18 protein-coding genes and 1 pseudogene are annotated in these 21320 nt (G+C 69.5%); 9 read left to right on the top strand and 10 right to left on the bottom strand.

Annotated elements, in window-relative coordinates; genetic code table 11:
* Positions 1–111: 111 nt before the first annotated feature.
* Positions 112–1752, top strand: coding sequence for a hypothetical protein (locus tag SB751_RS07700; protein ID WP_250025753.1), 1641 nt, complete (start codon positions 112–114; stop codon positions 1750–1752).
* Here the strand turns inward: SB751_RS07700 and SB751_RS07695 are convergent.
* Positions 1742–3391, bottom strand: a complete 1650-nt coding sequence (locus SB751_RS07695) for a methyl-accepting chemotaxis protein (protein ID WP_410747911.1) — start codon at positions 3389–3391, stop codon at positions 1742–1744. The genes SB751_RS07700 and SB751_RS07695 overlap by 11 nt on opposite strands.
* Before the next feature lie 396 nt (positions 3392–3787).
* Here SB751_RS07695 and SB751_RS07690 point away from each other — a divergent pair, with 396 nt between their 5' ends.
* On the top strand, positions 3788–4993 hold the full coding sequence (locus SB751_RS07690; RefSeq protein WP_144200003.1) for an NnrS family protein: 1206 nt from the start codon (positions 3788–3790) through the stop codon (positions 4991–4993).
* Positions 4994–5184: 191 nt separating this feature from the next.
* Positions 5185–5982 (top strand): annotated as a pseudogene (locus SB751_RS07685) (YoaK family protein); the annotation flags it as partial.
* A 35-nt stretch (positions 5983–6017) separates the two neighbouring features.
* Here the strand turns inward: SB751_RS07685 and SB751_RS07680 are convergent.
* Positions 6018–6959 carry a GlxA family transcriptional regulator gene (locus SB751_RS07680; protein WP_144199999.1) on the bottom strand — a complete coding sequence of 314 codons (942 nt, stop codon included), beginning with the start codon at positions 6957–6959 and terminating at the stop codon, positions 6018–6020.
* A gap of 147 nt (positions 6960–7106) precedes the next feature.
* Here SB751_RS07680 and SB751_RS07675 point away from each other — a divergent pair, with 147 nt between their 5' ends.
* Complete coding sequence (locus tag SB751_RS07675; protein ID WP_144199997.1) at positions 7107–7916, top strand: SDR family NAD(P)-dependent oxidoreductase; 810 nt, start codon at positions 7107–7109, stop codon at positions 7914–7916.
* Positions 7917–7919: 3 nt separating this feature from the next.
* Here SB751_RS07675 and SB751_RS07670 read toward each other — a convergent pair whose 3' ends face one another.
* The 3 genes from SB751_RS07670 to SB751_RS07660 form a co-directional block, all read right to left on the bottom strand.
* Complete coding sequence (locus SB751_RS07670) at positions 7920–8567, bottom strand: 4-carboxy-4-hydroxy-2-oxoadipate aldolase/oxaloacetate decarboxylase (RefSeq protein WP_144199995.1); 648 nt, start codon at positions 8565–8567, stop codon at positions 7920–7922.
* An 18-nt stretch (positions 8568–8585) separates the two neighbouring features.
* Positions 8586–9608, bottom strand: coding sequence for a Bug family tripartite tricarboxylate transporter substrate binding protein (locus tag SB751_RS07665; protein WP_144199993.1), 1023 nt, complete (start codon positions 9606–9608; stop codon positions 8586–8588).
* Between the two features lie 63 nt (positions 9609–9671).
* Entirely contained in the window at positions 9672–10385 is a 714-nt protein-coding gene (locus tag SB751_RS07660; protein ID WP_410747910.1) for an RraA family protein, read from the bottom strand.
* A gap of 100 nt (positions 10386–10485) precedes the next feature.
* Between SB751_RS07660 and SB751_RS07655 the strand changes: the two genes are divergently transcribed.
* Together SB751_RS07655 and SB751_RS07650 are read left to right on the top strand one after the other, a co-directional pair.
* Positions 10486–11391: a LysR family transcriptional regulator gene (locus SB751_RS07655; protein ID WP_211943251.1), complete on the top strand. Its 906-nt coding sequence runs from the start codon at positions 10486–10488 to the stop codon at positions 11389–11391.
* 113 nt (positions 11392–11504) lie between these two features.
* Entirely contained in the window at positions 11505–13487 is a 1983-nt protein-coding gene (locus SB751_RS07650) for a phosphatase PAP2 family protein (RefSeq protein ID WP_144199987.1), read from the top strand.
* A gap of 74 nt (positions 13488–13561) precedes the next feature.
* On the opposite strand, the gene SB751_RS07645 is transcribed toward SB751_RS07650, so the two are convergent.
* Together SB751_RS07645 and SB751_RS07640 are read right to left on the bottom strand one after the other, a co-directional pair.
* A complete protein-coding gene (locus tag SB751_RS07645; protein ID WP_144199985.1) occupies positions 13562–14053 on the bottom strand; it encodes a flavodoxin family protein in 492 nt (163 codons plus the stop codon).
* Between the two features lie 35 nt (positions 14054–14088).
* Complete coding sequence (locus SB751_RS07640) at positions 14089–14766, bottom strand: hydrolase (protein ID WP_144199983.1); 678 nt, start codon at positions 14764–14766, stop codon at positions 14089–14091.
* 115 nt (positions 14767–14881) lie between these two features.
* Between SB751_RS07640 and SB751_RS07635 the strand changes: the two genes are divergently transcribed.
* On the top strand, positions 14882–15787 hold the full coding sequence (locus SB751_RS07635) for a LysR family transcriptional regulator (protein ID WP_144199981.1): 906 nt from the start codon (positions 14882–14884) through the stop codon (positions 15785–15787).
* Positions 15788–15846: 59 nt separating this feature from the next.
* Here the strand turns inward: SB751_RS07635 and ycaC are convergent, their stop codons facing one another.
* The 3 genes from ycaC to SB751_RS07620 all read right to left on the bottom strand — a co-directional run bounded on the left by ycaC (position 15847) and on the right by SB751_RS07620 (position 17505).
* A complete protein-coding gene (gene ycaC, locus SB751_RS07630; RefSeq protein WP_144200081.1) occupies positions 15847–16473 on the bottom strand; it encodes an isochorismate family cysteine hydrolase YcaC in 627 nt (208 codons plus the stop codon).
* A gap of 204 nt (positions 16474–16677) precedes the next feature.
* On the bottom strand, positions 16678–17097 hold the full coding sequence (locus tag SB751_RS07625; RefSeq protein ID WP_144199979.1) for an organic hydroperoxide resistance protein: 420 nt from the start codon (positions 17095–17097) through the stop codon (positions 16678–16680).
* A 66-nt stretch (positions 17098–17163) separates the two neighbouring features.
* The gene (locus SB751_RS07620; protein ID WP_410747971.1) at positions 17164–17505 is read right to left on the bottom strand and encodes a hydroxyquinol 1,2-dioxygenase; all 342 of its coding nucleotides are present in this window, start codon (positions 17503–17505) and stop codon (positions 17164–17166) included.
* 490 nt (positions 17506–17995) lie between these two features.
* Here SB751_RS07620 and SB751_RS07615 point away from each other — a divergent pair, with 490 nt between their 5' ends.
* Both SB751_RS07615 and SB751_RS07610 read left to right on the top strand, forming a co-directional pair.
* On the top strand, positions 17996–19831 hold the full coding sequence (locus SB751_RS07615) for a cytochrome c biogenesis protein DipZ (protein ID WP_410747909.1): 1836 nt from the start codon (positions 17996–17998) through the stop codon (positions 19829–19831).
* Positions 19832–20189: 358 nt separating this feature from the next.
* Positions 20190–21266 carry a porin gene (locus SB751_RS07610; RefSeq protein WP_410747908.1) on the top strand — a complete coding sequence of 359 codons (1077 nt, stop codon included), beginning with the start codon at positions 20190–20192 and terminating at the stop codon, positions 21264–21266.
* The last annotated feature ends 54 nt before the right edge of the window (positions 21267–21320 follow it).

The following is a 21320-nucleotide window of genomic DNA, read 5'->3' as shown; positions in this document are numbered from 1 at the left end:
CGCTGATCGCCGGGGCGCCAACCCACCCGGGTGTAACACGCGTAACATGGCGGGCACGATTCCGCCCCCGATTCCGCCCCCGATCGCGCCCCTGGTCGCCCTCAGCCCCCCATGCCCGCCCCGCTCGTCCAAATCGACCTGTCCCCGCCATACCGCGTGAACGGCCAGCCCGCGCGCTACCAGTCCGTCTGGCTGCTGGCGCGCATCTGGCTGGCCACCGCGCGCGACCATGAAGACCTGCCCGCCGCCGCCGTGCGCGCCCGCTTTGCGGAGGCTGCCGATGTGCGGATGATGGTGTCGCGCGCGTTTGCCGACTTCGCGCGCTGGGGCGTGCCGGTGGGCTGGGGCGGCGACACCTCGGCGCCCATCGACCATCTCAGCCCGGCCCGGCGCAGCCGGGGCCCGTTCTGGATGCCGCCCGCCAGCGCGCGGCGCCTGCGCTTCGCCGCCGGCGGCAAGGCGCTGGGCGCCGCCGCCGTGGCGCGCTGGCTCGGGCAGTCCGCTGCCGATAGCGCTGATAGCGGCGATAGCGCCGCCGCCGCCGACGATGGCCTCGGCTACGTGATGCGCGACATGGCGTTCTGGAGCCACCTCACCCAGGCCATGCGCGGCGCGCAGGACGGCGTGCCGGGCACGCTCGATGCCGGCGTGGCCGAGTTGTTCCGCGCCGCCCAGCGCAGCGCGGCGGATGACTTCCAGCAGGCGCTGTCGCTGCTCAAGGAGAGCCTGGCGTGGCGCCGCAGCGACCGCCTCGACCAGAGCCGCGCGGCGCTGCGCCGCTTCCACCGCGTGGTGGCGCGGGGCGGCGTCAGCGCGGCCCTGCCCACCTTCGCGGCGATGGGCCACGTGGTGCGTGCGTGGGAACACTACGCACGCGGCGACCTGGACACCGCACAGGGCGAACTGGCGCGGCTCAACGCCGATGCCGAGCTGCGCCCGGTGGTGCGCTACAACCCGCGCGTGCGCTTCGAAACGCTGAACCTGGGCGCACTGGTGCGCAAGAGTCTGGCGCTGCGGCCGGACGACCCCAAGGCCAAACCCGGCAAAGTGGATCGCCACGCCGCCGCGCGCGACGCCCTCCAGGCGTTTTCCGGCGCGCTGCAGGCCGGCTACGAGGCCGATTCGGTCGATGCCGTGCAGCACGCCGCCGCCAATATCGGCTGGTCGCTGTGGCTGTTCTGGCAGCACGGGCTGGTCGATGAAGGACGCGCGCTGGCCGCCGGCGACGTACAGCGGCAGGCCATGCGCTGGCTGGGCCTGTCCGAATGGATCTGTGACCGCTTCGGCGTGGGCGGCGGCTCGGCCTGGAACACGATCTTCCTGCTGCGCGTGGCACGCGGCACCGCCGATGTGGAGGCCCCCGACAGCGTTGCCGCGTTCCGCAGCCAGCGGCCGCTCACCGTGGCCGCCGCCATCGACGCCCTGCGCCCCTTCCACGCCCCGTTCGCGCCGGCCAAGGGCTTCGTGCGCTGGTCGTCGGTGGCCGCCTTCGCGCTGGAGGAGCACGATGCCGGCCACGTGCGCTACAACGCGCTCCAGCTCGCCAACCTGCTGATGGAATCGGCCTGGTACCTCACCCACGAGCAGGGCGCCACGGCCATCGCCTATACCGCGATGGAGCGGCTGGCGCAGCAGATCGGCGCGCTCAGGCCCGCCGAGCGCGGCTTCTTCCGCGCCGGGCTGCGCGCGTTTCCGCCGGAGTTACGGGCGGCGGCGGCGGAAGCCATGCGCCGCCCGCGCCTCAGCCGCTGAACTGAACCGCCCGCACCGGCAACGCGCGGCGGCGCGGCGCATTGGTCATGTCGGCCACATCGCCGGCCCCTCCCCCCGCCCGGCCCGGCAGGCGGAAGAACGCCACCGCCTCGTTGAGCATGCGGCCCTGTTCGTCAAGCGAGCGGGAGGCCGTGGCGGCCTCGTGTACGAGGGTGGCGTTCTGCTGGGTGACCTGGTCGATCTGCACGATGGCCTGGTTGACCTGCTCGATGCCCCGGTTCTGTTCGGCGGACGCCGCCGCGATCTCGTTGACGATGCCCGTCACGCGGGCCACCGCCTGGGTCACCTCGCCCATCGTCTTGCCGGCCTCGCTGGCCAGCAAGGCGCCTTCGCTCACCTGCGCCACGGAGGCCTCGATCAGCTCCTTGATCTCCTTGGCCGCGCTGGACGAACGCTGCGCCAGCCCGCGCACCTCGCTGGCCACCACCGCAAAGCCGCGCCCCTGCTCCCCGGCGCGCGCCGCTTCCACGGCCGCGTTGAGCGCGAGGATGTTGGTCTGGAAGGCGATGCCCTCGATGATGCCGGTGATATCGGCAATCTTGGCCGAACTGGCGCTGATGCCGTTCATGGTGTCCACCACGCGGCCCACCGTGCCGCTGCCCTCTTGCGCCACGGTGGCAGCGCTGCGGGCCAGTTCGCTGGCCTGGCGGGCGTTCTCGGTGTTGTGGCGCACCGTGGCGGTCAGTTCCTCCATGCTGGCGGCGGTCTGCTCCAGTGACGCCGCCTGCTCCTCGGTGCGTGCGGACAGGTCCGCGTTGCCGTTGGCGATCTCGCCCGTGGCATCGACGATGCTGGCGCTGCCCTGCCGCACGCGCGCCACGGTTTCGGTCAGGCGGTCGTTCATGTCGCGCAGCGCGCCCAGCAGGCGGCCGGTCTCGTCGTCCGAATTCACCTCGATGTGCAAGCCCAGTTCGCCCCGCGCCACGGTGCGCGCCACGTTCACGGCGCGCTGGATCGGGCCGGTGATGGCGCGCGTCAGCAGCAGGCCGCCCATCAGCCCGAACACCACGGCGGCCAGCGAGACCACGACCAGCAGGTTGCGCTGCGTGCCGTAGTCGGCCTCCAGGGCGGCCACCATCTCCTGCTGGCGCTCGTGCGTGAAGCTGGCGTAGGCGTCGGTGGCCTTGACCAGCTCGGCCAGCAGCGGACGGCACTCCGCATTCATCCTGGCGATGGCCGCTTCCTGCTTCTTGTCCAGCGCGAGGCCGACGATGGCCGTCGCCACCGGGCCGTAGCGCGCTTCCACGCTGGCCATGCCGGCCACGAGGCCGCGCGCGGTCTCGCTGACGCCTTCGCGCGACACCATCTCCCTGAGCCTGGTCATGCGCGCCGCCACGTCGTCATGCGCGCGCAGCACCTCGGCCTTTTCCACGTCGAGGTCTGCCTGCGTAGTCACCAGCACCAGATTGCGCGCGGCAATCGCGCGGCGGTCCACGGCGGAGCGCAGTTGCGCGGCCACCTCGGCCCGCGCGTTGAGGCCATCGACATAGGCCTTGAAGCCGCTGGTGGCACGGTTCAGCGCGTACAGCGACAGCCCCGACACCAGCAGCACGACCAGCGCCAGCGTGCCAAAACCGGCCACGAGCTTGGTCTTGATCGAAAGATTGCGAAAGCTCACGGTGATCCCCCTTTTCCCGAAGGCTTGCCCGCAGGCATGCCGGATTGCGCGTCACGCACACGCGTGACGGCCGAATCGCTGAGAGCCCGTTCCCCACTCGCTGGCACATCGCGATATGACTGACTCTGCCCTTGCTGGCGCGCTCGCGATTTGGCGCGCGTACGCGCCGTGCTCTGTCTAGTGCGTGGGCTAACGGCACGCCGTGGAAACCTTTACCCCTACCGCAGTAGGGCTACCCGCAGGGAGGGAATGGTTAACCCGCGCGAAGTGACGGCACCGCCAGATTTCGGTGCAAACCCGCCCCAGGACTGGGCCAATTTTAAAGTTGCATATGTAATGCAGGTTTTATAGAATCGATCCGTCGCGGCGTTCGGCCGCGTGTTCATGCGAGCAACGATGTCCGTCCTGCTGCCGATCTCTCCCCCCTCCCGTCCCGACGCCGGCTATCGCGGACTGCCCGTTTTCGCACTCGGCTTCCGCCCCTTCTATCTGCTTGCCGCCGCCTTCGGCGCGCTGGCCGTGCCGGCCTGGGTGGCGCTCTACCTCGGCTGGTGGCAGCCGGCCGCGCAGCCGTGGATGGGCACCATGGCCTGGCACGCGCACGAGATGGTGTTCGGCTTCGCGGCGGCGGTGGTGGTGGGTTTCCTGTTCACCGCCGGCAAGAACTGGACGGGCCTGCAGACACCGCAGGGCACCTGGCTGGCCACGCTGGCCGGCACGTGGCTGGCGGCACGCATCCTGATGTGGGCCGGGCCGGCCTGGGCGGCCATCGCCGTGGATGCGGCGTTCCTGCCGCTGTGCAGCTTCAGCTTCTATCGCCTGCTGCGCCGGGCCAGGAACCAGCGCAACATGGGCCTCGCCATCGCACTGGGGGTGCTGGGCGCGCTGAACCTTGCCTTCGACCTCGCCATGGCCAGCGGCCATCCCGGACTGGCCTTCCAGATGGCCGATGCGGCCACGGGGCTGGTCATCGTCTTCGTCACGGTGATCGGCGGGCGGGTGATTCCGATGTTCACCGCCAACGGCGTGCCCGGCGTGCGCATCCGCCGGATGGCGACGGTGGAGCGCGCGGTCATCGCGCTGACCCTGCTCGCCATCGTCGCCCATGCTTCGATGGTGTCGCCGCTGGCCACCACGCTGCTGGCACTCGGCGCGGCGGCGGCGCACGGCATCCGGCTGGCCGGCTGGGACCCCCTGCGCACCTGGCGCAAACCCATCGTCGCCATCCTCCACCTGGCCTATGCCTTCCTGCCGATTGGCTTCCTGCTGATTGCCGGCGCCGCGCTGGGCTGGCTGGACCGCTCCACCGCGCTCCACGCGCTGACCGTGGGCGTGATTGGCTGCGCCATCATGGCCATGATCACCCGCACCGCGCTCGGCCACACCGGCCGGCGGCTGGAAACCGGCCATCTGGAACACCTGGCCTACGCCTGCATCGTGCTGTCCGCGCTGGTCCGGGTGGCGCTGCCGCTCTGGCTGCCGGCGCTCAAGGCCGAAGCGGTGGCCGGGGCCGGCGCGCTCTGGGTGGCGGCGTTCCTGTGCTACCTCGTCAAATACACGCCCTACCTGTTGCAGGTGCGCGTCGACGGCAGGGATGGCTGATGCAGGGGTATGTCGTGTCGATCTCCATCACTTGACCAGACCGTGTCTGTCCCGGGCGAGGTGACCGTGATGCGTCACACGCTGTCTGGATATGACGTCCTAGGTCTTGAATGCCTCCTTCGGGAGGCATTTTCAATTGGCCGCGTCGTATGATGAGGGCTTTCCCGCGTCGCGATCCCGCGAGGTTGGCCATGCCTATCACCTATCTGCGCAGTCTCACCGCGCGCCAGCGCACTGCCCACGCCAACCGGCAACTGGCCGGATTCCTGTGCTTCGTGGCGGGCGCGGCCAATGCGGGCGGGTTCCTCGCGGTCAAGCAGTACACCTCGCATATGTCCGGCATCGTCTCGGCGATGGCCGACGATCTGGTGCTCGGCAACATCGCCCTGCTGCTCCAGGGCCTGGGCGCCTTCCTCTCCTTCCTGCTCGGCGCTGCCTGCTCCGCCATCACCATCAACTGGGCCCGGCGCAACAGCCTGCGCAGCGAATACGCGCTGCCGCTGGTGCTGGAAGCCGGCCTGCTGCTCTGCTTCGGGCTGATGGGCGCGCAACTGGGCCTGAAGCAGTGGCTGTTCGTACCGGCCACGGTGATGTTGCTGTGCTTCATGATGGGCCTGCAGAACGCGATGATCACCAAGGTTTCCAACGCCGAGATCCGCACCACGCACGTCACCGGCATGGTCACGGATATCGGCATCGAACTGGGCAAGCTGTGCTACTGGAACTGGGCGCCGCCGCTGGGCAACCGGCGGCCCGTGACGGCCAACCACACCAAGCTGCGCATGCTCTCCCTGCTGGTGGGACTGTTCTTCGGCGGGGGCGTGGTGGGGGCGCTGGCGTTCAACGGCATCGGCTACACCGCCACGATTCCGCTGGCGGCGCTGCTGCTGCTGGTGGCGCTGGTGCCGGTGCTCGACGACGTGCTGCCGCGTCTCTTCCTCCTGCTGCGCGCGCGCCGGCTGGCGCGGCGCAGCCGCCGCTGGGGCCGCCGGCGCTAGGCGAACAGAACAACCCGCCAGCCACCCTAAGCGCGCGCCGCGCGCCGCACCGCCTGCGGCGGCAGGCCGAAACCGCGCACGAAGGCCTCGCGCATATGCCGGCGGTCCCGGAAGCCGGTTTCGCGCGCCACCACGTCCAGCGGGTGGCGGCTCTGTTCGATCATCAGCCGCGCCGCCTCCAGCCGCAGGCTTTCAATCGCCTTGGCCGGCGACTGCCCGGTCTCCGCCGTAAAGATCCGGCTGAACTGGCGCGGGCTCAGGTGCACCGTCTGCGCGAGTTCCTCCACCGTCAGCGGCTGGCTCAGGTGCTTGCGCGCGTGGTCGATGGCGCGCTGGATGCGGTCTGACTTCGGCGCCATGTCCAGCAGTTCCGAGTGCTGCGACTGCCCGCCCGCGCGCCGCTGCACCATCACCAGCTTGTGCGCGAGGGACCGCGCCGCGTCCGCGCCAAGATCCTTCTCGACCAGCGCCAGCGCCAGGTCAAACCCGGCCGTCATGCCCGCAGAAGTCCAGATCGGGCCATCGACGATATAGATCCGGTCGTCCTCCACGCGGATGTCCGGGTGCTGCTGCTGCATCGCCCGCGCGTACGCCCAGTGCGTGGTGGCGCGCCGGCCTTCCAGCAGCCCCGCCTCGGCCAGCACGAAGGCGCCGGTGCATATCGACGCCGCCCGCCGCGCGCGCGGCGCCGCGCGGCGCACGAAGTCCAGATGCGCCGCCGGCGTCGGCGTGGCGACCGGGTCCCCCACGCCGACGATGATCCACGTATCCACCGCCGTGCGCGGGCCGGCGGCGCGCGTCTCCACGTGCATGCCCAGCGAGGAGGCCACCGGCCCGCCTTCCACCGAGTAGTTGTCGATGGCGTAGAACGGCTCGCCCGCCACCATGTTGGCGTACTCGAACACGCTCTGCGTGGCCAGCGCCATCACCTGAAAGCCATCCAGCAACAGAAATCCGATGCGATGCATTGATCACTCCACTACCCGCCGTGGGGTCATGTCCTGAATCCGTACCATAAACGTCATTTCGGCCATCGTCAAACGTCCCTACGATGGCATCCATGGATTCGACGAATCCGATCCGACGATACGAACCGATTCACAAGGAGCATCACCATGGCAATCATCCCGACCCCTCCCCTCGGCACGGCCCTGATCACGGGCGCTTCCACCGGCATTGGCGCGCTCTACGCGGAGCGGCTGGCGCGGCGCGGCTACAACCTGATCCTGGTGGCCCGCAACCGGGAGAAGCTGAACGCGCTGGCCGCGCGCATCACGGACGAGACGCGCCGCGAAGTGGAAGTGCTGGTGGCGGACCTGAACGACCGCGCCTCGCTGGCCACGGTGGAAGACAAGCTGCGCCAGGACGCCAGCATCACGCTGCTGGTGAACAACGCCGGCGTCGGCACGCACACGCCGCTGCTGGAGAGCGATGTGGACAACATGACGCGGATGGTCGAGCTGAACGTGACCGCCCTGACGCGCCTCACCTACGCCGCCGTGCCGGGCTTCGTGGCACGCGGGCAGGGGTCGATCATCAATATCGCGTCGATCGTGGCGGTGGCGCCGGAGATCCTCAACGGGGTCTATGGGGCGAGCAAGGCGTACGTGCTGGCGCTCAGCCAGTCGCTCCATCACGAGCTGAAGGACCAGGGCGTGCGCGTGCAGGCGGTGCTGCCGGGCGCCACGGCGACCGATTTCTGGGCGATTGGCGGCCTGCCGGTAGAGCACCTCGACCCCGCCATCGTGATGCCGGCGGCGGCCATGGTGGATGCGGCGCTGGCCGGCTTCGACCAGGGCGAGCTGGTCACGATCCCGTCGCTGCACGCCATCGAGACGTGGCAGGCCTATGAAAGCGCGCGCCAGTCGATGATGGGCCAGCTGTCCCGTAACGAGCCGGCCCCGCGTTACGCCACGGCGGACTGATTGTTATCGCAGTCCGAGTGACGCAAGCGTCTCTCGCAGGCCCAGCAGCTCGACCATGGTCGCGCCCTGGGCCAGCCGCTCGCGCATCTGCGCCTCCTTCTGCTCGCGCGCCGCGCTGGCGGCGATGACCTCGGGCACCTCCTCCGCCGCCACGATGACGAGGCCATCGCGGTCTCCCACCACGATGTCGCCGGGCCGCACCACCGCCCCGCCCAGGACCAGCGGCAGGTTCAGCTTGCCCGGCTGGTGCTTGTTGGTGCCGCGAATGCTGAGGCCCCGGCAGAACACCGGGAAGCCCATCTCGACGATTTGCGAGGCATCGCGCACCGCGCCGTCGATGACCAGCCCGGCAATGCCGATCTGCTGCGCCGCGAAGGTCAGCACATCGCCCCACGGGCCGGCATCGACGAACGCCTTGGCGTCCACGACCAGCACATCGCCCGGGCGCGCCTTGGTCAGCGCGTAGTGAATCATCAGGTTGTCGCCGGGGCGGATGTCCACGGTCAGCGCCGGGCCGGCCAGCCGCATGGACGGGTCCAGCGGCGCGATGCGCGGGTCCACGGCGCCCCGCTGGCCCTGTGCCTCGTGAATCGTGGCGGTACCCAGGCGCTTGAGCTGGTCCAGCTGGGCGGCGGTGATCGAAGTTGTCATGGTGAGCGGCGATGGATGTCAGTCAACGGTCGCGCCGGAGCGCTTGACCAGGGATTCCCAGTACGGCAGTTCCTTGCCGATAAAGGCGCGGAACTGGGCCGGCGTGCCGCGCACGTCGCCCGAGCCCATCTCGGCCAGCTTGGCGGCGACATCCGGCTCGCCGAGCACGGCGTTGAGGTCGTCGCTCAGGCGCTGCACCAGCGGCGCGGGCGTCTCCGCCGGCACGAACAGGCCGTACCAGTTCTCGATCACGAAGCCCGGGAAGCCGGCCTCCTGCATGGTCGGCAGGTCAGGCAGCGCACGGGCGCGCTTCGCGCCCGTGGTGGCCAGCGGCCGCACGCGGCCGGACTTGAGCTGCGGTGCCAGCGCCGTGGTGGTCTCGAAGGCAATCGGCACCTGCCCCGCCAGCACATCGCTCAGCGCCGGCCCCTGGCCGCGATACGGCACGTGGATCAGGTCCAGATGGCGCTCCAGCTTCAGCAGTTCGCCCGCCAGATGCTGCGGACTGCCGCTGCCGCCCGAGGCGTAGCTGTACTTGCCCGGCGACGCCTTGACCAGATCCACCAGCTGCCCGACGTTGCTGGCCGGCAGCGCCGTGTTGACGTAGAGCACCAGCGGCACGGACGCCACCTCGCCCACCGGGGCCAGCGCGCGGGTGGGGTCCAGCTTGAGCTTGTACAGGCTGCGATTGATGACGATGCCGGTGTTGTTGCCGAGCAGCGCCGTGCAGCCATCGCCCTTGGCGCGACCCACGAACTCGGTGCCGATATTGCTGCTGGCGCCGCCCCGGTTATCCACGATCACCGGCACGCCAAGGCGCTTCGACAAGCCCGGTGCGACGATGCGCGCGAGGATGTCCGTGGTACCGCCCGGCGGGTAGGGCGAGACGACGCGCAGCGTGGTGCAGGGGTAGGCGGGGGTATCGGCAGCGGCGAGGGCGGTGGATTGCACGCCGGCGAAGGCTGCAGCAAAGGTCGCGGCCAGCGCGAATCCGTACGCCGCGCGCCGGCGCCCACTGGTCTGCGGGGAGGGGAATGCCATGTCTGTCTCCATCTCTATTTATAGTGTGCGAGGGGCCGGGGCAGCCCCTTCGCCACGCCGGGCTCAGTGGCCGGCGCGTTGCAGCGTGTGATAGCCGAACTGGCGGCGGGCGTCACGCAGCGCCATGCCCTCCAGCGCGGCGCCGAGAATCTGGTCCTCCACGTCACGCGTGCGCAGCGCGCGTTCGAACACCTCCTGCGCGCGAGCCTGCGGGACGACCACCACGCCGTCCGGGTCCGCCACGATGAAGTCGCCGCTGGCCACGCGCACATCGCCCAAACTCACCGGCTGCTCCACCGCCCGCACCTGCACCCGGTCCTTGCCGGTGCGCATGAAGCGGCCGCGCGCATAGAGCGGATAGCCGGCCGCGTCGGCCTCGGCGGTGTCCCGGCAGACGCCGTGGATCACCGTGCCGCCCACCCCGCGATGCGCCGCCAGCCGGCTCATGATGCCGCCCCAGACCGTGCAGTCCACGCGGCCCGCGTTGTCCAGCACGGCCACTGCGCCCTGCGGAATGTCATCGAGAAAGTCGCCCACGGTGCCCGGCGTGGCCAGGTCCACCGGCACGAAGGCCACGGTGAAGGCCGGGCCGAACACCTGCGGCTGGCCGGCGATGTGCTGGATGCCCAGCGCGCTGCCGGGCAGGCGGAAATAGTCGAGGGCGTCCGAGATCTCGGCGGTCGAGAGCTGGCGGGCGCGGGCCAGCCAGTCGGCCTGGCCGGGTTGGGAGGTGTCGGAGGTGTCGGAGGTGTCGGGGGTGTCGGGGGTGTCGCTCATCGTGCTGCGTCTCCTGCTGCTTTTCTCTACGGATGCACGCAGTTTCAAGTAAAGTCCTATCGAGATCAAACATCGAAAAATGGACTCGACTTCAATAAAAATGAACTTGCGGCAGCTACGCTATTTTTGCGAAGTGGTGGATGCGGGCAGCGCGGCGGAAGCCGCCAACCGGCTGTTCGTGGCGCCCACGGCCATCAGCATGCAGCTTGGGCAGCTGGAATCCCTGCTCGGCGCGCCCGTGTTCGACCGCTCCCGCCGCCCGATGACGCTGACCGCCACCGGCCAGTTTCTCTATCCGCGCGCCAAGGACCTGCTCGCGCAGATGCGCCGGCTGGACGAGGAGGCGCGCGCCATCGCGGCCGGCAACCTGGGCTGGCTCGGCATCGGCTTTACGCGCTCGGCCATCTTCTCGATCCTGCCGGCAGCGGTGCAGCGCTTTCGGGAACAGCATCCGGATGTGCACTTGGATCCACTCGAACTGCTGTCCGAGCACCAGCCGGCGCAACTGCGGCGCGGGCGTATCGACGTGGGCATCTCGCGCTATGTGGGCGAGTTCGAGCGGCCTGCCGACCTGCACTACACCACGCTGTTCGAAGACCCCTTCGTGGCCGCCGTGCCGTTGCAGAGCCCGCTGGCACAGCGCACCGCCATCGCCGCGCGGGAGCTGGACGCGCTGCCGCTGATCCAGTATCCGAAAGACCCGCAGAGCGGGTTCGCCAGCCATATGGTGACGGCACTGCGCGACGCCGGCGCCCATCCCACGCCAGGACATGAGGCCATCGAGATCCATACCGCGCTGGGGCTGGTGGCAGCCGGGCTCGGCTTCACGCTGGTAGGGGCGTCGGTGGCGGCGCCGAACCGCACCGACGTCGCCTTCGTGCCGATCGACGATCTCCGCGTGCGCGCCACGCTGGTGGCCGTGACCCGCGCCGGGACACCGAGCCCGGTGATCGACGCCTTCGTGGCCGCGCTCGCCGCCAGCCATGATGGCGTGAAACCCCGATGACATCGGCCGGACTTTATTAGAGGTTCACGTGCAGCAATCGTCATAACAGCTTCACGCTCCCTCCCTAGCATGGCGGGCTTCCGTTCGTTCCCCGGCCGCCGCGCCTGCCCACCATGCTCTCTCCCCGCCATGCCCGTACCCTGATCGCCAGCCTGATCGGGGCCATGCTGCTGACCGCCTGCGGCGGCAGCGACGACAACAACACCAACAACACGGGCGCATCGACCCCGCCGCTGGCCGTGCCGGCGGCGCCGAAGGACCTCGGTTTCGTCGATAGCGCGCCCGTGGCCGACCAGGCGGCGGTGCTGCCGTTCGTCGACTTCGCCTATACCAACCAGCGCGGCGACGCGCGCTACGCCACGCAGGACACCAACGCCGGCGTGCGCGTGCTGGGTGGCTTCCTCGACCTGTGGCAGCCCCGCTCGCTGATCGTCGATGCCGGCACCACCGCGGCGGCCAACGGCAGCTTCCCGGCCGTGGTGGCCTCGGACTGGACCGGCCTGCCCGGCGACGCCACCGACGGCACGATCCGCAACGCCGCCGTGCTCGCCGCCAACATCGACTACGTGGCCACCGTGACCGCGCAGCGCACCGCCGCCCAGACGCTGGCCGCCTATCTCGACGACCGCCGGGGCAAGGCGTACAGCATCACCGACGGCATGGGCCCGCTGACCACCGCATGGCGCACCGCCGCCCAGCAGACCACCACGATCACCGACATCGCCGCGGACGCCACGACCGTGCTCTACAACGACAGCGGCAACAACACTGGCGTGGCCGGCAGCGCCAACACGGCGTTCGGCACGGTGGTGGACTTCGTCAACAACATCGGCGAGAACGGCTCCACCGAACCGGCCAAGCGCTTCTTCAAGTACGCGCGTCCGTGGCGCTGGAGCGCCAGCGTGCAGGTGGTGCCGGCGCTGGAACCGGCCAAGAGCCCCACGCCGGCCACCGATGGCGGCTACACCAGCGGCCACACCGCCGAAGCGGTGCGCGACGCCATCGCCATGGCCTACGTGGTGCCCGAGCGCTTCCAGGAGATGGTGGCGCGCGGCCTGGAACTTGGCGAGAACCGCATCCTCGCCGGCATGCACTCGCCGCTGGACGTGGTGAGCGGCCGCATGCTCGGCCAGGCCACGGCGGCGGCCAGCATCGCCACCGGCAACAATGCCGCCCGCAAGGACGCGGCCTACGCCCAGGCCCGCAGCACGCTGATGGCGGCGGCCAACGTCACCACCGACGCAGCGTTCCGTGACTTCGCGCATTCGGGCAGCACCGCCACCGACCGCTTTGCCGACTACGCCACCAACAAAGCCAACTACGTGCGCCGCATGACATTCGGCTTCGCGCCGATCGCCGATACGACGAAGCCGGCGGTGGTGCCGAAGGGGGCCGAGGTGCTGCTGGAGACGCGCCTGCCGTACCTGGACGCCGCCCAGCGCCGCGTGGTGCTGAAGACCACGGCCGTGGCGTCGGGCTACCCGGTGATGGACGATGCCGAAGGCTGGGGCCGCCTGAACCTGTTCGCCGCGGCCGATGGCTACGGCGCGTTCCGGGGCGACGTGGTCGTGAACATGGATGCCAGCCGTGGCGGTTTCCACGCGCTGGACACGTGGCGCAACGACATCGGCGGTGACGGCAAGCTGACCAAGCAGGGCACGGGCACATTGCGCCTGGGCGGCCAGAACACCTACACGGGCGGCACGCAGGTGACGGCCGGCATGCTGCAGGCGGTCTCGGCCACGGCATTCGGCAAGGGAGAGGTCTATCTGGGCGGCGGTACGCTGGCGTCGAGCGCGGACGCGCAACTGGTGATCGCCGGCGCGTTCACGCAACTGGCCGACACCACGCTGCAACTGGACATCGGCAGCGGCGGCGCGGGGCGCCTCGCGGTCAGCGGCATCGCCACGGTGGCGGGCGGCACGCTGGCGGTGAACTTCCGCAGCGGCTTCCGTCCGTCGGTGGGCGACACCATTGCGCTGCTGAACTGCGGCAGCCTGCGCGGCCGCTTCACGACGATCTCGGTGCCGGGCTACAAGACCACGGCGGTCTACACCGAGACGGGCCTGTCGATCCGCATCGACGGCACGGCCTGAGGGAGCTTGAGGGAGCTTGAGGGAGCCTGAGGGAGCCTGAGGGAGCCTGAGGGAGCCTGAGGGAGCCTGAGGGGCTAGAACACGCCGAGCGCGAGGCCGGCCGCCAGGCCGGCGCCAAGCTCGGCGCAATGGTCCAGGTCGTCCTGGCCGATCTGTTTCGTGGCGAGGATGGCTTCCGGCGTCTGCGCCCTGGTGCAGACAATCAGCGTCGGCGCCACGCGGTTGAGGCGCCAGCCCGTGGCGATGCGCTCAAGCTGGCGCTGCGCGTTCTGGCCGTCACTGCCGGCGCAGATCATGGCCGCGTAGGGGCGGCCGTTCACGCGGTCCAGCACCGGGTAGTAGCAACGGTCGAAGAAATCCTTCATCAGGCCGGACATCGCCGCCAGGTTCTCTGGCGTGGCGAACAGGTAGCCGTCGGCCGCGAGCACATCGGCGGCGCCGGCCTCGGTGGCGCGCAGCAGCCGGACGGCCACGCCCTCCTGCCCGCGCGCCGCCCGGGCCGCCGCCTCCGCCATCTGCGCCGTGCCCCCGGTCATCGTGTGATAGACGATCAACAAGGTCTTCATGGTGCGCCGACTCTACCATGTGGGACCGGGTGTGTTCAGCGCGCGGAGTCGAGCACCTCGCCTGCCGACTGCACGGCCTGGGCCTTGGTGTAGCTCTCGATCAGCAACTGGTAGGCCGGGAAGATCTTCGTGTAGACCTCGGCCCACTGCTGGGCATCGTCGCGATGCCAGGTCTGCTGGAGTTCGGAGGCCACGGCGGCGGTGTCCATCGGCACCACGCCGGCCTGCACCACGCGCGCCAGCGTGATCTCCTGGGCCATTTTCGAGTAGGTGCCGGACGCATCGACCACCGCGAACACCTTGTAGCCGTCCGCCACCGCGCTGATCGACGGAAAGGCCATGCAGACGCTGGTGATGGTGCCGGCGATGACCAGCGTCTTCCGCCCGGTCTCCTTCACGGCGGCGACGAACTCGGGGTTGTCCCACGCGTTGATCTCGCCCCTGCGCGCCACATAGCGCGCGTGCGGCGCATTCTCATGGATTTCGGGAATCAGCGGGCCGTTGGGCCCCTGCGGCACGGACGCGGTGGTGATGACCGGCAGCTTGCAGAGCGTGGCCATCCGGGCCAGCGCCGCCGCGCGCTGGCGCAGTTCGGGCATCGGCATGTCGCCGATGGTCTGAAACAGGCCGCTCTGATGGTCGATCAGGAGCATCGCGGTATCGGAGGGGTCGATAACAGGACGCTGGCCGTTGAAGTTTGCCGGGCTGCTCATGGTGGTTCTCCTTGGAGGTGAGTGCGGACTCAGCATAGGCTGCCCGCGGCTTTGGCTGTAGACTCGGATTCACGCTCTCAGCGTCCTATTTCGTGAACGACAAACCCAGGCACGCATGCAAGATCTGAACGATCTCTACTACTACGTGGAGGCAGTGGAACATGGCGGCTTCGCGCCGGCCGGCCGTGCGCTGGGGGTGCCGAAGTCCAAGCTCAGCCGGCGCATCAGCCTGCTGGAGGAGCGGCTCGGCGTGCGGCTGATCCACCGCTCCACGCGCCAGTTCGCCATGACGGAGATCGGCCGCACCTACTACGAGCACTGCAAGGCGATGCTGGTGGAGGCGGAGGCGGCGCAGGACGCCATCGACATGACCCGCGCGGCGCCGCGCGGCATTGTGCGTGTGACGTGTCCGGTGGCGCTGCTGCAGGTTCACGTCGGCACCATGCTGGCGGACTTCATGGTGCGCCACCCGCATGTGACGCTTCATCTGGAAGCGACCAACCGGCGCGTGGACCCGGTGGCGGAAGCGGTGGACGTGGCCATTCGCGTCCGGCCGCCGCCGCTGCAGGACAGCGACCTGGTCATCCGCGTGCTGGCCGAACGCACGCAATGCCTGTTCGCCAGCGCCGACCTCGTGCGGCAGCGTGGCCTGCCGCAGCGCCCGGCGGACCTGGCCGACTGGCCGAGCCTGAGCCTGGGCGCCCCGCAGGCCGAGCATGTCTGGCGACTATGCGGCCCCGATGGCGAGGCGGCGGACATCCGCCATCGGCCGCGCTTCGTGACCGGCGACATGATCGCGCTGCGCACCGCCGCGCTGGCGGGGGTGGGCGTGGGACACCTGCCAGTGATGATGGTGTCGGCGCAGCTGGCCGAGGGCTCGCTGGTACGGCTGCTGCCGGAATGGCCGCCCCGGCCCGAAATCCTGCACGTGGTCTTCCCCTCCCGGCGCGGCCTGCTGCCGTCGGTCCGGGCACTGGTGGACCATCTCGCCGAAGCGTTCGGGGCGCTGCGCGAAGCCTAGCGCCCCAGGGCGCGGGACGGCCCGGGCCGGCGCCGTCGCATCGGCGAAATCAGGGCGGCTTACTTGCTGCCCTTGACCGTGGTGTAGCTCGTGATCAGGTTGCGGTAGTCGGGAATGTGGTTCGAGAACAGCGTGCCGAGCCCCTCGATGTCGTTGCGCCAGTCGCGGTGCAGCTCGCACGCCACGCCGAACCAGCTCATCAGCTGCGCGCCGGCCTGGGTCATGCGCTGCCAGGCCGCGTCCCGCGTGATCGGGTTGAAGGTGCCGGAGGCGTCGGTGACCACGAAGACGTCATAGCCTTCCTCGATGGCCGACAGTGCCGGGAAGGCGACGCAGACCTCGGTGACCACGCCGGCGATCAGCAGCTGCTTCTTGCCGGTGGCCTTCACGGCGGCGACGAAGTCGGCGTTGTCCCAGGCGTTGATCTGGCCGGGGCGCGGAATGAACGGCGCCTCGGGGAACATCGCCTTCAGTTCCGGGGCGAGCGGGCCGTTCGGGCCATCCTCGAAGCTCGTGGTCAGGACGGTGGGCAGGCCGAAGTATTTGGCACAGTCGGCCAGCGCCAGCACATTGTTCTTGAACTTGTCGGGTTCGATATCACGCACCAGCGACATCAGGCCGGCCTGATGGTCCACCAGCAGCACGGCGGCTTGGGACTTGTCCAGGCGGTTATACGTTTTGGTCATCATGCGCTCCAATGGAAGACCTGGGCCGGGCGGACGGGCATCCGCCCGGCGGGGGTAGCCCTGCGGGCCAGGCTCCGCCGCGAAACGGCGGCGTGAAGTCCACTGTAGGCGATCCATCGGCAGCGCGGCAGTCATGAAATGCGGATCGCAGCGTCCTGGCAAAGGAACGCTGCGCGGGACTGCCATCCAACCAGATCGGGCCGATCAGACCAGATTGATCTCGATATGGATGTTGCCGGTGAGGGCCTTCGAGTACGGGCAGGTCTGGTGGGCCGTCTCCACCAGCGCCTGCGCCACATCGCGCGGCACGCCCGGCAGGCTCACGTTCAGGCGCGCCTGCAGCAGGTAGGCATCGCCGGCCTTGCCGAGGTCCACTTCCGCGTCCACGGCGGTGTCGCCCGGCAGTTGCACCTTGCGGGCCTTGGCCGCGAGGCCCATGGCGCCGATGAAGCACGCGGACCATCCGGCGGCCAGCAGCTGTTCCGGGTTGGTGCCGATGCCGCGGGTGCCCGGCGAGGCCAGCTTGATGTCCAGCCGGCCGTCGTCGCTGCGCGCCGCGCCGTCACGGCCGCCGGAGGTGATGTGGACCTTGCCGGTGTACAGGACGTTTTCGATACGGGTCATGTCGTTTTCCAGTTTGCGGGTTGAAATGCGTGGATCCAGTCGGGCGGATCAGGCGAATCAGTCGAATCAGGCGTAGGCGCCGTCGAGGTAGGGGTCGACCGTGCGTGCCGGGTCGGCCGAGACGCCGGTGCGGTCCAGGCCGGCCATGATGCGGGCGCCGTCCGTGTACGGATCGACATTGCGGGCGCCATCGGTGAACGGGTCGACGTTGCGGGCGCCGTCGCTGTACGGGCTGCGGGCGTCCTGCACGGAGCGGGCACCGTCGCTGTACGGGTTGCGCGGCTCCTGCACCGAGCGGGCACCGTCGGTGTAGACATCACGGGCGCCGGTTACGGCGGCTTGGGCGCCGGCAGCGGCGGCAACGAGGGCAACGGCGAGAACGAGGCGCTTGGCGATGGAGGTCATGATCGTATTTCCTTGAAATTTGGGTTCGGTAGTCATTCAGGTATTGCGAGGCGGGTTGCGGTGCGTCTGGTTTGTTCGCTTGCCGCGCTGCCACGGAATGCATTTAAGTCGACGGACGTATCGCGCCCGTAGCGATTTGGGGGCCTTACTGTCAGGGCACGTATCGCTGCGGGAGCCAGATACAAAGGCGTACAAAAAGGCGGCGGGGCGGAGGGGGGGAGCACCCCGATCCGGCGGGATTCGGGTGACGGGAACGGGCCAAAGCGGGCCAAACCGGGGACCAAATCGGGCCGGCTCGGACCAAATCGGGCAAATCGGGCAAATCGGACGCTACCGGGCCGATCGGCGAGCCCGCCGGACGCCGCCATGTATCACTCTGTATCTGGCGACGGCCTCGCCACAGTGGCATACGCCCAGCCGCGCTGGCGACACATCGGCGATATGCGCAGCGGGTCTGATCGAGGCAAGCCAATCTTCCTACCGGATGCCAATCATGACCCTGCTGATACTTGCCTATATAGGTGGCGCACTCACCATCCTGAGCCCGTGCATCCTGCCGGTGCTGCCCTTCGTGTTCGCCCGCGCCGGCCAGCCCTTCGTGCGCAGCACGCTGCCGATGCTGGCCGGCATGGCGCTGACCTTTGCCGCCGTGGCCTCGCTGGCCTCGGTGGGCGGCGCCTGGGTGGTGCATGCCAATCAGGTGGGGCGCTACGCCGCGCTGGTCCTGCTCACGATCTTCGGCGCGAGCCTGCTGCTGCCCGCGCTGGCGGACCGGCTGGCCCGACCCGTGGTGGCACTCGGCAACCGGCTGGCCGGTGATGGCGACACCTCCACGGTATGGCGCTCGCTGCTGCTCGGCGTGGCCACCGGCATGCTCTGGGCGCCCTGCGCCGGCCCGATCCTCGGCCTGGTGCTGACCGGCGCGGCGCTCAATGGCGCCAGCGTGCAAACGTCGCTGCTGCTGGCCGCCTACGCGGCGGGTGCCGCCAGCTCGCTGGCCGTGGCGCTGGGCATCGGCGGCCGGGTCTTTGCGGCGATGAAGCGGTCGATGGGTGCCGGCGAGTGGCTGCGGCGCGGCCTGGGCGTGGGCGTGCTGGCTGGCGTGGCGATCATCGGCACCGGCACGGACACCGGTCTGCTGGCGCGGCTGTCGGCCGGCAGCACCACCGGGATCGAACAGGCGCTGCTCAATGCGGTGGAAAAGGCCCGCGACATGCCGCCGCAGGCCGCAAAAAACGGCGCTAATGCCGCTAATGCCGCTAATGCCGCTAGCAACGCCAACCACACCAATGACGGCATGCTGCTGGCCGCCAACGACGCCCGCGTGGGCTTCCCGGGCGGTGTGTCGGGCGCGTTGCCCCCGCTGCCGGTCGAAGGCCGCCTGCCCGCGCTGGACGGCGCGGTGCAATGGCTCAACTCGGCCCCGATCACCCGGGAGCAGTTGCAGGGCAAGGTCACGCTGGTCTACTTCTGGACCTATTCCTGCATCAACTGCATCCGCTCGCTGCCCTACCTGCGCGCCTGGGCGGACAAGTACAAGGACCAGGGCCTGACCGTGATCGGCGTACATACGCCGGAGTTCGCGTTCGAGAAGCAGCCCGAGAATGTGCGCCGTGCGGTGGCGGACTTCCGCATCGGCTTCCCGGTGGCCATCGACAGCAATTACAAGATCTGGCGCGCCTTCGACAACAGCTACTGGCCGGCGGCGTATTTCGTCGATGGTCGCGGCAACATCCGCCATCACCAATTCGGCGAAGGTGGCTATGCGACGTCCGAACGTGTGATTCAAGCACTACTTGCGGAAGCCGGCGACAAGTCGGTGGCCACGGGGCTGGTCGCCCCGGAGGCGCGCGGCGCGCAGGCCATGCCTGACCTGAACAACGTGCGTTCGGGCGAGACTTATGTCGGGTACCAGCAGGCTACCAACTTCGCCTCCCCCGGCGGCCTGCGGCCCGATGCGGCGCGCGACTACACGGTCGGCAAGCTGGATCTGAACAGCTGGGGGCTGTCTGGCCGCTGGACCGTGGGAGCGGAGCAAGGGACACTTGACCGCGCCAACGGCACCATCGCCTACCGCTTCCATGCGCGCGACCTGCACCTCGTGCTCGGCCCGGCAGCCAATGGGCAGGCGGTGCGCTTCCAGGTGACCATCGACGGCAAGCCGCCCGGTGCCAGCCATGGCGCGGACACCGACGAGAACGGCAATGGCGCGGTCACGCAAACCCGGCTCTACCAGCTGGTGCGGCAGGCGGGCGAAGTTGGCGACCACACGTTCGAGATCCGCTTCCTCGATCCGGGTGTGCAGGCTTACGCGTTCACCTTCGGCTGAAGATGAATTAGCAACGTAATCGTCACTTTCGCGGGGCTTCCCCGCGCATGCGGTAAACTACGCCCCGTTCTGCCGGCCGGGGCGCCGCTGCATCCAGCCCCTCCCAGCATCATCTGCCCGGCAAACACCCCTCTGCTTCACCTTCGCTCCGGGGACTGCGCCGCCCATCGCGCGCAGCCGCCCGGTCATTGACCTGCGCCCCCCATCGGAGACCTATCCGGGAACCCTTCCGGGAACCCGTCGGCGACCCATCGGGGACCGCGCGCAGGACTGAATCCTCAGGCAGTTTGTCTGACTCCACCCTCCCGGGGCACGCGTGCGTGTGCCGCGGGCGGTCCGTTTTCCGGAGGACAACGCAATGAAGAAGCCAGCCAGCCTTTGGCTGCTTGCGGCCGGGCTCCTGCCCGTCGCCGCCCACGCCGCACCGGGCGTGACCCTGTACGGCATCGTCAGCTCGGCGGTGCGCTATACGTCGAACATCGACGGTCATCACAACGACCAGGCCGCGCTGGTCTCGGGCGGCATGGTCGGCAGCCGCTGGGGCCTGAAGGGCGATGAAGACCTGGGCGGCGGCCAGCACGCCATCTTCCAGCTGGAAAGCGGCTTCGCCAGCGACGACGGCCGCGCGTCCTACAACGCGCTGTTCGGCCGGCAGGCCTGGGTGGGCCTGAGCGGCGACTGGGGCAGCCTGACCTTCGGCCGCCAGTACAACGCGCTCAACAACATCGGCTGGGCGTTCGACCCGCTCGACCAGGGCTGGGGCAATTTCTGGTCCGATCCGCTCTACATCGGCGGGGACATCTTCTTCCAGGACTACCGCATCGACAACAGCGTGGTCTACCAGCGCACCGTGGGGCCGTTCTCCGTGCAGCTGGACTACGGCGCCGGCGAGCAGGCCGGCAGCATGGGGCGCGGCACCACGCTCGGCGGCGGGGTGAAATACCAGCAGGGCCCGGTGGTGCTCGGCGTGGCCTACGACCAGCGCCGCAGCGACGATGGCGCCAACACGCTGCGCAACTACTCGGTGGGGGGCTCCTACGCGGTCGGCAAGGCTACGGCCTACCTCGGCCACATGGGCCGGCGCGAGTCCGCCGGCGACGCGCGCTTCGCCATCTCGTTCGTCGGGCTCGGCTACCAGCTCACGCCGGCGTTCCACGTCTCGGGCGCCTATTACCGCTACCAGCAGTCCGGCGACGTGACCACGCAGTTCCAGGACACTCCGGTGCGGCTGGGCGGCGGCAACGCGGACAGCATCGCGCTGGTGGGCGACTACGCGCTCTCCAAGCGCACCAGCGTCTACGTGGAGGCGGATATCGTGCATGCGCGCGGCGGCGCGGTGGGGCGGGAGACCGAGTACTGGGCCGGCACGCCGGCCACGGACGTGGACGACTCCACCCGCATCGGCGTGATGGTGGGCATGCGGCACCATTTCTGAAGCCGCGCTATCATCGCCCGCTCAGTCCGTTACATCTGTTCAACCCGGGAGCCG

The organism is Cupriavidus sp. SIMBA_020 (assembly GCF_046535395.1).
GTDB lineage: Bacteria > Pseudomonadota > Gammaproteobacteria > Burkholderiales > Burkholderiaceae > Cupriavidus > Cupriavidus campinensis.
The sequence above is the reverse complement of the archived record's forward strand: the minus strand, read 5'-3'. Positions and strand labels throughout refer to the sequence as shown.